This window comes from Paenibacillus sp. RC67, from assembly GCF_030020805.1.
In the GTDB taxonomy this organism is placed as follows: Bacteria; Bacillota; Bacilli; order Paenibacillales; family NBRC-103111; genus Paenibacillus_S.
The window spans coordinates 4,053,045-4,066,636 of the sequence record NZ_CP125098.1 but is presented as its reverse complement, the minus strand read 5'-3'; the positions used below and the strand labels follow the sequence as shown (position 1 = coordinate 4,066,636).

Here is a 13,592-nt window from a genome sequence, read left to right as displayed (position 1 = left end):
TTGATAACCTCAGCAGCATATCCGGAGAAAGTATAGTTGGGATTTCTAATCCTACGCTTCTATACCTTGTTTGAAACGGAGGATACATAATGTTTAACGCACTGGAGCTTCAATTCGGCATCGATTTGGGGACATCGAATACAATTATTTATCAGCATGGAAAAGGGATCGTGCTTCAAGAGCCGTCCGTTATTGCAGTAAGGCACGCCACCGGGGAAATACAAGCTTTCGGTGCAGAAGCGCAAGCTATGATTGGACGCGCCCCAGGGAGTCTTGAGATTATATACCCTTTGCAGGAAGGGGTTATTTCCAACTTCGATTGGTCAACGGCAATGCTCCAGCATTTTATGAAAAAATTCAAGCCCGCTCATGGATTCGCAAATCGAAGGTATTTATCTCTATTCCTTGCGGCATTACCAGTGTTCAAAAACGAGCCGTGGAAGAAACGGTCCTTCAAAAAGGTTCCAGCAGAGCCATCACTATTGAAGAACCGCTTGCAGCTGCATTAGGTGCAGGTCTTCCGGTTGACGAGCCGATGGGAAATATGATTCTCAATATCGGGGGAGGTACGGCACAAGTAGCTATCTTGTCTCTTGGCGGTATCGTATCGAGCAGAACAACTCGCAGAGGTGGATTATCTATTGATCGGGATATTATTGAATATGTGAAGAAAACGTACAATCTCGAAATAGGTGAACGAACCGCCGAAGCAATTAAGATAAATCTAGGCAGCGTTGAGAAACCGGACCCAAGTATCCAAATGGATATTCGAGGCAGAGACCTGATTGAAGGCTTGCCTAAGACGGTAACGATAATGGCAACGGAAATATATACTCTACTGGACAGCTTTATTGTTACTATGGTGGATACGATTCGATCCACATTAGAAGATTGTCCGCCTGAGCTTGCCGGTGACGTAATCGAGCAAGGTATTATATTGTGCGGAGGAGGGGCGTTGCTAAGCGGACTTGCCACTCGTCTACAGAAGGAGACGGGTATTCCGATTCATCTCGCCGATCAGCCTCAGGAATGTACGGCATTGGGGGCCGGGAAGATGCTTGAATTCGATGTCAGAACTCCGCGAAGCGCACGCAGCCAAAGCAGTTGGAAGCCTGCATCGAATGCCAATTACAAAGAACAGGAAAACAATAATCAGCAGGCAGCTGAATAAATGACGAAAGAGCAGCAGTCCACTAGGGATTGCTGCTCTTTTATGCTTGCAGACACATCAATCTTGAGCTTTGCGAAAATCGATCGCTTCGGCCATTGTTTTGTCAGTCAGGTGTGCGTAGATTTGGGTAGTTTCTGGAGAGGCGTGGCCTAGCTGTTCCTGAGTTTTGTACAGATCGTTCCGCAAATAGTAGTCCGTTGCGAAGGAATGGCGAAGCTTATGTACAGACAAGTACGGCTTGCCAAAGTATTTGGCATATTTGATGATCATCGCTTGAATTGCGCGTTTGGTCATGCGTTCCCCTTCTTTTTTGCCGTTGGCTATGGCAAGAAAGAGGGCTTTTTCTCTTTTGGGTGCTTTATACTGCGTTTGGCGCAGCTCCAGGTAAGCAGTCAGGTCGTCCATTGCCTCCTGTCGGAAGTACACAGGAGTTTTGAAGGTATCGTCATTTTTACCTTTTCGGTATACGTGCGTCAGCTTTTTCTTAAGGTCAATATCATCCACATTCAAATTCACCACTTCGGAAACACGAAGACCTGAATTTAGAATGAGAGTGACGATACAGGCGTCCCTTACTTTATTTTGATGATAAGAGTAAAGGGCCTGTTTATTGTTGGCAACGTCCTGTTCATAGCCGCGGTGAACATACGCAATAAATTCGTGGATTTCTTCCTCCTGAAGCAATTTGCCTTCGAGTTTGGCAGCTGTATCCTTCGGTTTGTGGGTGCGCTTGATCTCGACCTTCGCCATGACATTCCGCTTTAAGAGCGGATAAAACTCCTCGTCCTCGGCAATTTGACTCAAATAATGAAATAAGGAGCGCAGGGAGGAGAGCTTGCGCGAGATCGTGGTTTTACTGTTCGTATTCTCGGTCCGTGTGGAAAGAAACATACGAAAATTATCGATACTTTCCATGTGAAGCTTTTCTAATGCTTCTATAGGCACTTCCTTAACAGAGCTCCCTTGAGCCAATCCTTCAGCCAGCAGCCACGAGAAGAATGTTTCGTAATCCCTGACATATTCCAGCAATGAGGAGGGAGACAAATCTGGAAGCTTATAATTTATAAATTTTTCTACATACCAAGGCATGGTAGGTACTCGTTTATCCAGCTCTTGGCGATCTTTTACCTTTAGTATGTTCACGTCAGCGTACCTCCATTAAGTAAGGTAATGATGGAAATAGAAAAAGAAACCATTTCATCCCAGACCCTTAGTATAGAACAGATCCACAGTGAAGTGTAGTCCTATGAAGTGATCGGCAATGAATGAACCCAAGCCCAGTAATCCATACTAACCTTTGATAATCTAAAAGGGGGTCAGACCTATGCCAAACAGATACTCAAAAAAAATGATCTATATTTTGTCCGCGTGCTTGCTTGTAGGTGCTGCAACAGGCTGCACCAAAAAGAGTCCAGCGGCACAGCCGGCGCCTCATACGAATAACATGGTGCATCAACAAGCAGCCAGTCCAGCTCCTTCTACAGTTGCAGGAGAACGTATCGAGGTTGCCAATCAGGCTGCACAAAAAATTACGCAGCTTCCTTTTGTCAGTAGCGCATCGGTGCTTATATCCCGCCACAACGCCTATGTAGCTGCCATTATGAAGGATCGCAGCGGCAATTTGTCGCAGGATATGGAAGCACAAATCGCACAACAAGTAAAATCGACTGACAGTAATATTCAAAATGTATATGTCTCGACCAACCCTGATTTCGTTCAGCGTGTCAACAACTATGTGGCGGACGTGGGAGCTGGCAGACCGATCAGCGGATTTGTGCAGGAGTTTGCAGAGATGGTGAAACGAATTTTTCCTACGGCTCATTAATGAATAGATAAGCAATGCCCGAAATGCGAGGTCAGCAGCCTCGTGATTCGGGCTTTTTGCTTTTATTTCAAAACAATGATTGTAAAAAAGTGAGGTTCTATATATAATCGATGTACAAATGTTTTATGTGAGTACATATGTACATGAAGGGGATAGCCATGTCAGATATGAATCAGGAAAGAATGAGGCTGCTTGTTAAGATTAGTCAGCTTTATTACGAGGACGGTCTTAACCAACAAGATATTGCACAGCGATTCGGCATCTCGCGACCGCATGTGAGCCGGATGCTAACAGCTGCAAGAAGTGAAGGCATCGTTCACATAGCCATTAAAAATCCTTTTTCATTGGAACAGGAGGTGGAGCGGCAGCTCATTAAGCTATTCGGTATTCATGATGCCCTAGTCGTTAATACCAATGACGCGGACGAATTTAGCTCCAATCTTCAGTTAGGCCGGACTTGTGCAGCGCTATTAGAGTCCATTGTGAAGGATCAAGACATTGTCGGCGTGATGGCAGGTCGAGGAGTTGCCGCACTTGGCGAAGTTCTGGACTATTTTCCTAGAAGTGGAGTTCAATTTGTGCCCATGGTAGGCGGTTGGGGCTCAGAAGGAGCGGATTGGCACGCGAATTCAAATGTGAGTAAGCTGGCCGAGAAGCTAAAGGCCAAATACTGGCTCCTTCATGCCCCTGCCGTTGTAGCTTCTGAAGAAACCAAAGCGCTGCTTTTGAATGAACCTGAAATCTCTCGTGTTATGCATTTGGCTCAGCGGAGCAGTATGGCGATAGTAGGTATAGGGCAAGTATCGGAGCGGGCGACGATCATGGAGTCCGGATACTTCTCGGAGAAGGATCTCGCCAGTGTGCAGCAAGGTCATGCTGCTGCCAATCTGTGCGCTTCTTTCATTGACATTGAAGGAAACATGATCGATTTCCCTGCCAAAAACAGAATGATAGGTGTCACAGCTCCAGAGCTTCGTGGTATCCCTAATGTCATAGCCATTGCTGGAGGTTTGGAAAAGGTGCAGGCCATAACGGCCACACTTCGCGGCAAGTGGGTTGATCGGCTTGTAACCGATTTGGCAACGGCCCAAGCGGTAATCGAATTTCATACTAATAATTAAGCAGAAATGAGAGTGATAGTTGATGAACGCCGATGGATATTATGGCTCGTTCGGGGGGACGTTTATCCCGGAAATTTTGTACCCGGCCATTAGCGAGCTGAAGGAGCATTTTGAGCAGATCAAGTCGGATGCCGACTTTTGGAACCGATATTATGAAATTCTCCGTAATTTCTCAGGCCGCCCAACGCCGCTGACCTATGCTGAAGGGCTTACCGACCATTTCGGAAGTGCAAGAATTTATATCAAGCGCGAGGATTTGAATCATTCCGGCGCACACAAAATTAATAATGCGTTAGGGCAGGCCTTACTTGCTAAGCGAATGAAGAAAACACGGGTCATAGCGGAGACAGGCGCTGGGCAGCACGGTGTTGCTACAGCTATAGTGGCGGCTAAACTCGGATTAGAAGCTACTATCTATATGGGGCGGGAGGATATGGAGCGCCAGTATGCCAACGTATTCTGGATGAAGCGTTTCGGCGCGCAGGTGGTACCGGTCGATTTCGGTTCCCGAACTCTGAAGGATGCAATCAATGAGGCCTTGCGTGATTGGGTGTCCAGTTTTGAAACGACTCATTATTTAATGGGTACCGCTTCAGGACCCCATCCGTTTCCAGCGCTTGTGGCCTATTTTCAATCGATCATCGGAAAAGAAGCTAAGGAGCAATTGCTGGAGCTTGAAGGCAAGCTTCCGAGCCGAGTATACGCCTGTGTCGGAGGTGGCTCTAATGCGCTTGGGGTATTTCAGGAATTCATGGTGTATCCTGAAGTCGAGCTAGTCGGTGTGGAAGCGGGAGGCAGAGGACCAGAGTTGGGGGCACATGCGTCCAGAATTGCCTATGGGCAAGCAAAGGTCGGCATTGCGCAAGGCTTTAAAACCTTGTTCTTGCAAAACGATGAGGGTCAAATGCTGGATACGTACAGTGTTGCAGCAGGATTGGATTATACGGGAATATCTCCGATTCTCGCCAATTTGTCTGAGCTGAGGAGAGTCCGGGTCGAAGCGGCTACGGATGATGAAGTGATTGCAGCTCTCCAGCTCGTTATGACCAAAGAAGGCTTGGTGCCTGCACTTGAATCAACGCATGCTTTTGCAGGAGCTTTCAGGGAGATAAGCAGCACCAGCACTAAGGACTGCATAATCATCAATATGTCGGGACGCGGGGATAAAGATATATTTAACATTGCGGAGGGATTGAAGGATGATGAATGGACCGCATTTATCGGAAGAAAGCAGCAGCAGTATGAACGCGCTCGCTGAACATATTCGACTTAAACGGAATGATAAATCCATTTTACTGATGGCGCATCAAATATTAGGTTATCCGGATTTCGAAACGAATTACGAGATGATCCGGTTGTTTCACGAATATGGGGTCGATCTGGTAGAGCTGCAAATTCCTTTTTCAGAGCCTATAGCAGACGGTCCTGTGTTTTTAAAAGCCAATCAGCAGGCGTTGGAGCAAGGCACAACGGTACAGCAATGCATGGACTTTGCTCGTAAGGTTACTCAGGATTTCGATATGCCGTTTTTGTTTATGACCTACTATAATATCGTATTCCAGTATGGGGACGAACGGTTTGCGGCAGATTGCGCTTCAATAGGAATATCGGGTTTGATCGTACCGGACGCTTTTCCGGAAGAGAGCAGCGATTATTTAACGGCATGCACAAAGCAGGGTATCGCTCCGGTGTTGCTTGCAACTCCATATACATCTGCTGAGCGATTAGCTTACGTCTCCCAAGAAACCGATGGATTTTTGTATTGTGTCGCAAGAAAAGGCTTAACAGGCTCCAAGACAGCATTCGATGAAGCTGCTTCTCAATTTATTGAACGCTGCAGACAACATGCAAGAACACCGATAGGAGTAGGCTTCGGCATTCAGCACCCTGACGATATCCGATATTTAAAAGGTAAATCCGATATCGCCATTGTAGGAAGTCAGCTGCTTAAGGTACTTGAATCGGAAGGCTTGCCCGGCGTTCGTAAGTTTCTTCAATCCTTAAGTGAAGCTGTGGATTAAAACTTTTTTGTAGAGCGATACCCCAATCTGCTCCTAATATGGTAGAGTAATCTTGAAAAGATTCCCTGACCATCACGTTATAATGTAGGAGGAGCCCTTCATGCAGTTAACTCAAATTCAAGCGTTAGCACAATCGATTAGTGCCAATGTCAACAAAGTCATTGTAGGAAAAGAGGACGTCATCGAGAAGCTGCTCATCGCTATCATTGCATCCGGTCATATTTTGCTCGAGGATGTTCCGGGAACGGGGAAGACGCTGCTTGCCAAAGCCATGGCCAAATCATTGAATTGCACTTTTAAGCGCATTCAATTCACCCCTGATCTACTGCCTTCCGACTTAAGCGGAATCAACTATTTCAACCAGAAGCACGCTGAATTCGAGTTTCGTCCGGGACCGCTATTCACGAATGTTTTACTTGCCGATGAAATAAACCGTGCTACACCAAGAACTCAATCCAGCTTGCTGGAATGTATGGAAGAACGACAAGTTAGTATTGATGGCGAAACAAGAAAGCTGGAGGCGCCATTCCTGGTTATAGCCACTCAAAACCCGGTGGAGAACCAAGGCACGTTTCCTCTGCCAGAGGCTCAGCTGGACCGGTTTTTGTTCAAAGTGAAAATGGGCTACCCGACAACGGAAGAGGGAGTGAATATCCTCAAACGGTTCAAGGATGGCAATCCTCTCGAAGATATTGCCAGTGTTGCTGAGACAGAAGCGATTATCGCAGCGCAGCAGCATTATTCTAAGGTAACCATCAGCGATGAATTATTGTCCTACCTGTTAAGCATTGTTGAGAGAACAAGAACTCATGCTGATGTAGCGACAGGGGTTAGCCCACGCGGCAGCCAAGCTCTCCTGAAAGCTGCTCAAGTCCATGCCATACTCAAAGGCCGGGATTTCGTCATTCCAGATGATCTTAAGAGGATGGCGAAGCCGGTCTTAGCCCACCGCATTATCGTTAAAGGCTCCTATCGTTCACGATATGAAGCGGCAGAAGCGATTATCGATTCGATATTGCAGGAGGTTGCCGTACCTACCGAGCCGGAGCTGGTGAACGAATGAGCGTTCATTGGCTGCTCTTTATCACGATGTTCATTCTTGTCATTCAGGTGATCTTGTTCAAAGCTCTTGGACATAAGGGACTGACCTATGAAAGATATTTCAGTACCAAGGGATGCTTTGAAGGGGAAGAAGCCGAAATGATTGAACGGATTGCGAACCGGAATATTGTGCCTGTACCATGGCTTAGGCTGGAATCGTTAATTCATGCCGGTCTGCGCTTTTATAGCCAAGCGAATCTGGATATTAATAACGGCAAATTATTTCAAAATCATAAAAGCATGTTCAGTCTGATGCCCTATACGCAAATAACGAGACGGCATCAGATTTATTGCGGCAAGCGAGGCTGCTATCGGCTGAACACAGCTTCACTCACTTATGGAGATTTGGTGGGGCTTTACCGGAATACGCTTAAGCTTTCGCTGGATGCGGAGCTGTTGGTTTATCCCAAGCTGGCGTCACTCGACGAGTTGACGCTTCCGTCCCATAGCTGGCAGGGCGATTTGGTAGTACGTCGGTGGATCGTCGAAGATCCGTTCATGATTTCCGGGGCTAGAGAGTATCGTTACGGTGACCCATTGAATGGGATCAACTGGAAAGCCACCGCACGAAGCGGGAGGCTGCAGGTTCACCAACGAGATTTCACCGCAGACCAAAGGCTAATGATTTATCTTAACGTTGAAGATCATGAGAAGATGTGGAACCAGGTTAATGATGAAGCGTTGTTCGAGAAAGGATTGTCCATTGCTGCTGCCATCGCACAGCATGCGATTGATCTTGGAATGGAAGTAGGATTCAGCACTAACGCATACTCCGTAGATTCGAAGGACCCTGTTAGAATCGAACCCAGGAATGGGGCGGTACATATGACATACCTGCTGGAAACCATGGCTAAGGTTGTCGTTACCAGAAGCATCCCGTTCGATACTCTGCTCGAGGAGGAGGCGGCTAACGGACTTACCAATCAAGACATTCTAATTGTTTCCGCTTACATTAGCGATAAAATGAGAATACCTATGGAGCAGCTACGCTTCCAAGGGAACTCGGTTGATACCTTACTTCTTCAGAAGGAGCTGCATCATGAAGAAGAACAGGCGGGTGAAACGGCATGAAGAATCCATCGTTGAGCGCTAATGCGGGGATTATCTTACTTAAGGGCTGCGTTGAAGTGCTACTCGCTTTCCCTTTGCTGCTCTTAGCGGCCGTATATATCCTGCCTGAATCCCACAGGGTTCTTTGGATAACAACACTTCCTTTAGGCTATGCCATCGGATACATTCTGAACAGCTTGATTCCGCTAAGAAGAACCTACCTTCAGATGCTTGTCTCTTTGTGCTTAGGTGCGATTTCATCTTACTGGCTCTTTGGGATCTCATTTGCTGCAATCGTTGCGGCAGTCACTAGCTTCATCGTAGTATACCGCGGCATACGCCTCGTGTGGATTCCGTGGGATGTCTTTTTCCCGGTCAATTTTTATGTGTTCGGTATGATTATATATTTTGTTTCCTCAGTCTTTCTGCATTTTGTAGATTCATTCCAGCCTTATATGACGTTGTTACTGTGGGGAGGGTTAGCCGCGCTTGTGGTGACGCTTCTCATGTCTAATGAATCCAACATGAAGCAGGAGACTTTATCTGGAGATAAAGAACCGGTTATCGCTGCTGAGATGATGTGGAAAAATCGGCTGCTTGTTGTCCTGCTGTTAGTTATTATCCTTCTCGTTGTATTGTTCCGTAAGCTTGGAGAAGCGGTGCTTTGGGGCATCCATCAGCTGATTCAATGGCTTCAAGCATTATTTAGCGGGCCGTCTTCGCCACCCGCTGCGGAACCGGCCAAATCGCCGCAGCCCCCTCCCATGAATCTGTCGGGTAACGAAGAACCTGCGTTATGGCTTGTATGGCTTGAGAAAATATTGTATTTCGTTGTCGGAGGACTTCTTGTTCTTGGCTGCTTGTTAGCGATCTATTTCATCTTAAGAAGGATACCTCGCTTAGCCAAACGATTATTTGCCTGGCTTGCGAGCAAGCTGCATTCGGAAGATAAACAGAAGGGTAAAATCGGCTACGAAGACGATGTAGAGAGTCTGATGGACTGGGAAAGTCTTAACGAAAGGCTATTTTCTAAGTGGAAACGGCTATTCAATAGGTCCGGACATCGCGAGAAGTGGGAGGATCTTCAAGATAACAAACAAAGAATACGGTTCTTGTACCGTCGCTGGCTCCGACAATCGATGCAGCGTGGATACATGTTCAAGAGCTTCCTGACTCCAAAGGAAACCGGGCTGGAGGTTCAGCAATGGGACGATAAGAAGCAACCTCCTGTTGATACGTTTTTGTCTTTGTATGAACAAGTCCGGTATGGGGATAAGGGTATTGAGGATCACGATTTACATGCGGCCAAAGAACGGATGGATAAGAAAAAGTAACTCGATTTCTCAAGGACTGTTGAAATACCGGGTGTTTATCCATTATAATTTCTGAAGCACGACCGATACATGGAAGGGTGAGTCCGCTGATTAATGTATTAGCAGCATCAATGACATACAGCAAGGAAGACGGGTATGTCGGTAAAGTTGAATTTGAAGTGCAGGATCATAAACTGCCGTATGAAATTACGCTGTATAGCAAGAACGGTAAGGAATGGAGCTACGGGCTATTCTTCCTGAATGAATCTGGAAGCGAAGATGAAATATTGGCAGTGGAAGATTTGCTTGAAGAAAATGATGAATGGTACGACTTCCTTGTGAATGCGGCTAAAAGCAAGCTGCAACAGTAAATGAAATGGTTTGAAATCTCATAGCACAACAACAAACTGCAGTCCTTAACAGGGTGGCAGTTTTTTTGTTCTTTCCGAAGGCTCAAAATGTTTCCCTTGACAAAAATATTTTGCCGAGTACAATCACTAACATAGGAACATTTATTTTGTGGCATCATATACTTGAGAAAGAGATAAGGGGTTCTGCCTAATAAATGTTGCCCTGGGACAAAAAAGTTAGCTTGGCGCATTATGCCGTTAATATAAAAGAGGTGATACCGTATGAGTGAAAAAGCGCAAATTAAAAATGTCGCCGAAGAGGGCTGGAGATTATCGGGAGGACGTCCATCTCTTCCCGAAGTATATCGTTCGATGAAAATACCCAAAACAGGAAGCTGGATCAAGAAATTCTTAGCTTTTGCAGGGCCTGGATATTTGGTTGCCGTTGGTTATATGGACCCGGGGAACTGGGCTACGGATATTGCCGGTGGTTCCATGTTCGGTTATTCTTTACTCTCAGTAATTCTAATATCCAATCTTATGGCTGTACTGCTTCAAGCTCTCGCCGGCAAGCTGGGTATAGTAACCGGCAGAGATTTGGCGCAAGCCTGTCGGGATCATTACAATAAACCGATTGCTTTTACTTTATGGATCTTATGCGAACTGGCCATAGCGGCTTGTGACTTAGCTGAAGTGATCGGGTCGGCAATAGCATTAAAGCTGTTGTTCGGTATCCCACTTCTGTACGGGGTTATGATCACCGCCGTTGACGTACTCGTAGTGCTGTTACTGCAAAATAAAGGATTCCGCTTTATCGAATCGTTGGTTATCATTCTAATAATAACCATTGGAGGCTGTTTCCTAACAGAGATGTTCTTATCCAAGCCGGAAATCGGCGGAATTGCCAAAGGCTTCATTCCTACAACGGAAATTATCAGTAATCCCATGATGCTGTACATTGCCATCAGTATATTGGGCGCAACCGTAATGCCGCATAACTTATATTTGCACTCATCCATTGTTCAAACCCGGAAGTTCGATCAAACACGGGAAGGCAAACGCCAAGCGATTAAGTACGCAACATGGGATTCGTCCATTGCCTTATTCTTTGCCTTATTTATTAACGCGGCGATCCTGATCTTGTCTGCCGCAACGTTTCACAGAGCAGGGATGACGGAAGTAGCGGATATCGAGGATGCATACCAGCTGCTTACTCCATTGCTTGGAACCACATTAGGAAGTATTCTCTTCGGAGTAGCGTTATTAGCTTCAGGCCAAAACTCCACATTGACTGGTACATTGGCTGGGCAAATTGTTATGGAAGGGTTCCTTAACATTCGTCTCCCTGGATGGTTACGCCGTCTCATAACCCGTTTGATTGCTATTATTCCAGCGGTCATCGTGACAGCTGTAGCGGGAGAGAAGGGCACAGCCCAGCTGCTAATTTTAAGCCAAGTCATTTTGTCGCTTCAATTATCGTTTGCGGTCATTCCGCTCGTGAAGTTTACGAATGATAAGAAGAAAATGGGTGAATTCGCCAATAAAAGCTGGTTGAAATGGCTATCCTGGATCGTAGCTGGAATTATTGCGATATTGAATGCTTATCTGTTATTTCAAACCTTTTTTCTAGAATAATTGAGCACTTATCCATTAGTAGGACCAAGAATGTCAATCTTTGATTGGCATCTTGGTTCTTTTTCAAACAATTTTATAGGTATTTCTTATAAAATAAATAGTCTTTATATATTATTCCAATTAACGAATCCGATCTATAATGAAGTAAAGGATGAGATGAAGCGAGGGATGATATCAAATGAATGAGAAGGTAAGAGTGCAGTTTAACGAAGTGGCACAACAGTACGATCAGCAGCGTAAGCAGTTGATTCCATGTTTTGATGATTTTTACGAAACGGCTGTAAGGTGGACGCATTCGTCCAATGAAGCTCCGCGCATACTTGATTTAGGCGCTGGAACAGGACTCTTATCTGCAGGAATTTTGCACAAATTCCCACAAGCTCAGTTAACCTTGGTCGATTTAAGCGAAAAGATGCTTGCTACAGCGCGGCAGCGTTTTGCAGGAAACCGTAAGGTGGAGTATATTATCGCCGACTATTCGCAATATGAATTTGATGGGCCTTTTGACGCTATTGTGTCGTCCTTATCGATTCATCATTTGACTCACCAGGAAAAGAAGGCTTTATTTCACAAGCTTTATGGTCTTTTGAATGAAGGGGGAGTCTTCGTGAACGCGGATCAGGCAAGGGGACTTACTTCGCATATCGATCTCTCTTACAAGAATCAATGGGAAGAGTGGATTCGTTCCAACGGACTCCCGATAGAGGCAGTGGAGGGAGCTATAGAGAGAAGGAAGCTGGATATTAACGCAACAGTTGAGGATCAAATTCATTGGTTAAGCGAAGCAGGCTTCTCGGATGTGGACTGCGTTTATAAATACAATGATTTCGCCGTTTTTTATGCAACAAAGCCTGGGTTGGCCTAATAGGAAGAATTCAAGCCGGAGGGAAGCCTCTAGGCTTTTTTTTGTCGAGAAAAAGCGCTTTATTGATTAAAAAGTCAAAATTGTCGACAAGGTAATCAAAATACCGTTAAATATATCCCACTCTCTTTGATTATAATAAACTCAACATTATTGAAGTTGAGGTGATCGCATCATGAATACTAATTCGGCTTCCGCTCCTGCGGAAAAGAAGATACCTAAACGGAGCAAGAGAGGTCTTCAAAATCGGGAAACGCTAGCAGGATTCTTATTTGTAAGTCCTATGCTGATCGGAGTAACGATCCTGGTACTGCTTCCGATTCTTGCTACATTCGTACTAAGCTTCTCGGATTGGAATTTTATTATGGGCTTCAAAGGGTTTAAATGGGCTGGACTGGATAATTTCCAGAAGCTCGTTACAGATGCGACATTCCTGAAATCTTTCAGGAACAATGCCATATTTTTGCTGACAGTCCCCATTTACTTAATTGTTTCCATGGTGCTCGCCATTCTTATTGATAAGAAAGTGTACTGGAAAGGCTATTTCAAAGTCGCTTACTTCATGCCTTACATCTCCAGCGTCGTTGCTGTAGCGATCGTATGGCAAGTATTGTTTCATCCATCGGCTGGACCCGTTAACCAGTTCTTAATGTCGATTGGGATTTCGAACCCGCCAAAATGGATCGCGGATCCTAACTATGCTCTTGTCTCCGTGATGATGATTTCGGTATGGATTTCCATCGGGTTTAACTTGATCGTGTATATTGCAGGCTTGCAATCGATTCCTAAAGATTTGTATGAAGCAGCTGATATTGACGGAGCATCTGGTTGGGTTAAATTCAAAAGTATCACATTGCCTATGCTGTCACCTACGACCTTCTTCTTGCTCATTACGGGTATTATCTCAACCTTTAAGGTATTCGATTTGATCGCAGTCTTGACGCAAGGCGGACCTATTCAATCCACAAGCATGCTTGTTTGGTACTTGTATGATACAGCATTTACGAATTTGAAAATTGGATATGCTTCGTCTATGGCGACTGTACTGTTCTTCTGTGTATTAATAATCACGTTCTTGCAATGGATCGGTCAGAAAAAATGGGTAAATTATTAATCGTCTACAGGCAACTGAACGAAAAGAAG

The 13,592-nt window shown here is 45.4% G+C and carries 12 protein-coding genes and 1 pseudogene; 12 read left to right on the top strand and 1 reads right to left on the bottom strand.

From position 1 onward, the window contains the following. Positions 1-89 precede the first annotated feature (89 nt). Positions 90-1,171, top strand: a pseudogene (mreB, locus tag QMA13_RS18605) (rod shape-determining protein MreB). A 57-nt stretch (positions 1,172-1,228) separates the two neighbouring features. Here the strand turns inward: mreB and xerS are convergent. Beyond that, positions 1,229-2,314 carry a tyrosine recombinase XerS gene (xerS, locus tag QMA13_RS18600; protein WP_282935257.1) on the bottom strand — a complete coding sequence of 362 codons (1,086 nt, stop codon included), beginning with the start codon at positions 2,312-2,314 and terminating at the stop codon, positions 1,229-1,231. Positions 2,315-2,495: 181 nt separating this feature from the next. On the opposite strand from xerS, the gene QMA13_RS18595 reads away from it, so the two are divergent. From QMA13_RS18595 to QMA13_RS18545, 11 genes are all read left to right on the top strand, one after another. Next, positions 2,496-2,996, top strand: a complete 501-nt coding sequence (locus tag QMA13_RS18595; RefSeq protein WP_282935256.1) for a YhcN/YlaJ family sporulation lipoprotein — start codon at positions 2,496-2,498, stop codon at positions 2,994-2,996. A 158-nt stretch (positions 2,997-3,154) separates the two neighbouring features. Next, on the top strand, positions 3,155-4,117 hold the full coding sequence (locus QMA13_RS18590) for a sugar-binding transcriptional regulator (protein ID WP_282935255.1): 963 nt from the start codon (positions 3,155-3,157) through the stop codon (positions 4,115-4,117). Positions 4,118-4,139: 22 nt separating this feature from the next. Continuing rightward, positions 4,140-5,375 carry a tryptophan synthase subunit beta gene (trpB, locus tag QMA13_RS18585; protein WP_282935254.1) on the top strand — a complete coding sequence of 412 codons (1,236 nt, stop codon included), beginning with the start codon at positions 4,140-4,142 and terminating at the stop codon, positions 5,373-5,375. Further along, positions 5,317-6,138, top strand: coding sequence for a tryptophan synthase subunit alpha (gene trpA / locus QMA13_RS18580; protein WP_282935253.1), 822 nt, complete (start codon positions 5,317-5,319; stop codon positions 6,136-6,138). The genes trpB and trpA overlap by 59 nt, the downstream gene beginning before the upstream one ends. Positions 6,139-6,238: 100 nt before the next feature. Then, complete coding sequence (locus tag QMA13_RS18575; RefSeq protein ID WP_282935252.1) at positions 6,239-7,201, top strand: AAA family ATPase; 963 nt, start codon at positions 6,239-6,241, stop codon at positions 7,199-7,201. Next, a complete protein-coding gene (locus QMA13_RS18570; protein WP_282935251.1) occupies positions 7,198-8,310 on the top strand; it encodes a DUF58 domain-containing protein in 1,113 nt (370 codons plus the stop codon). Before QMA13_RS18575 ends, QMA13_RS18570 begins: the two co-directional genes overlap by 4 nt. After that, positions 8,307-9,623, top strand: coding sequence for a DUF4129 domain-containing protein (locus tag QMA13_RS18565; protein WP_282935250.1), 1,317 nt, complete (start codon positions 8,307-8,309; stop codon positions 9,621-9,623). The genes QMA13_RS18570 and QMA13_RS18565 overlap by 4 nt, the downstream gene beginning before the upstream one ends. Positions 9,624-9,733: 110 nt before the next feature. After that, entirely contained in the window at positions 9,734-9,973 is a 240-nt protein-coding gene (locus tag QMA13_RS18560; RefSeq protein ID WP_282935249.1) for a hypothetical protein, read from the top strand. 261 nt (positions 9,974-10,234) lie between these two features. Further along, positions 10,235-11,587 carry an Nramp family divalent metal transporter gene (locus QMA13_RS18555; protein ID WP_282935248.1) on the top strand — a complete coding sequence of 451 codons (1,353 nt, stop codon included), beginning with the start codon at positions 10,235-10,237 and terminating at the stop codon, positions 11,585-11,587. 178 nt (positions 11,588-11,765) lie between these two features. Beyond that, the gene (locus QMA13_RS18550) at positions 11,766-12,452 is read left to right on the top strand and encodes a class I SAM-dependent methyltransferase (protein WP_282935247.1); all 687 of its coding nucleotides are present in this window, start codon (positions 11,766-11,768) and stop codon (positions 12,450-12,452) included. 172 nt (positions 12,453-12,624) lie between these two features. Further along, positions 12,625-13,563: a carbohydrate ABC transporter permease gene (locus QMA13_RS18545; RefSeq protein ID WP_282935246.1), complete on the top strand. Its 939-nt coding sequence runs from the start codon at positions 12,625-12,627 to the stop codon at positions 13,561-13,563. Positions 13,564-13,592: the final 29 nt, after the last annotated feature.

Bases quoted from the DNA above. Each gene is read 5' to 3' on its own strand.
- QMA13_RS18595 (WP_282935256.1), top strand. From the start codon at position 2,496: ATGCCAAACAGATACTCAAAAAAAATGATCTATATTTTGTCCGCGTGC.
- QMA13_RS18590 (WP_282935255.1), top strand. From the start codon at position 3,155: ATGTCAGATATGAATCAGGAAAGAATGAGGCTGCTTGTTAAGATTAGT.
- trpB (WP_282935254.1), top strand. From the start codon at position 4,140: ATGAACGCCGATGGATATTATGGCTCGTTCGGGGGGACGTTTATCCCG.
- trpA (WP_282935253.1), top strand. From the start codon at position 5,317: ATGATGAATGGACCGCATTTATCGGAAGAAAGCAGCAGCAGTATGAAC.
- QMA13_RS18575 (WP_282935252.1), top strand. From the start codon at position 6,239: ATGCAGTTAACTCAAATTCAAGCGTTAGCACAATCGATTAGTGCCAAT.
- QMA13_RS18570 (WP_282935251.1), top strand. From the start codon at position 7,198: ATGAGCGTTCATTGGCTGCTCTTTATCACGATGTTCATTCTTGTCATT.
- QMA13_RS18565 (WP_282935250.1), top strand. From the start codon at position 8,307: ATGAAGAATCCATCGTTGAGCGCTAATGCGGGGATTATCTTACTTAAG.
- QMA13_RS18560 (WP_282935249.1), top strand. From the start codon at position 9,734: ATGACATACAGCAAGGAAGACGGGTATGTCGGTAAAGTTGAATTTGAA.
- QMA13_RS18555 (WP_282935248.1), top strand. From the start codon at position 10,235: ATGAGTGAAAAAGCGCAAATTAAAAATGTCGCCGAAGAGGGCTGGAGA.
- QMA13_RS18550 (WP_282935247.1), top strand. From the start codon at position 11,766: ATGAATGAGAAGGTAAGAGTGCAGTTTAACGAAGTGGCACAACAGTAC.
- QMA13_RS18545 (WP_282935246.1), top strand. From the start codon at position 12,625: ATGAATACTAATTCGGCTTCCGCTCCTGCGGAAAAGAAGATACCTAAA.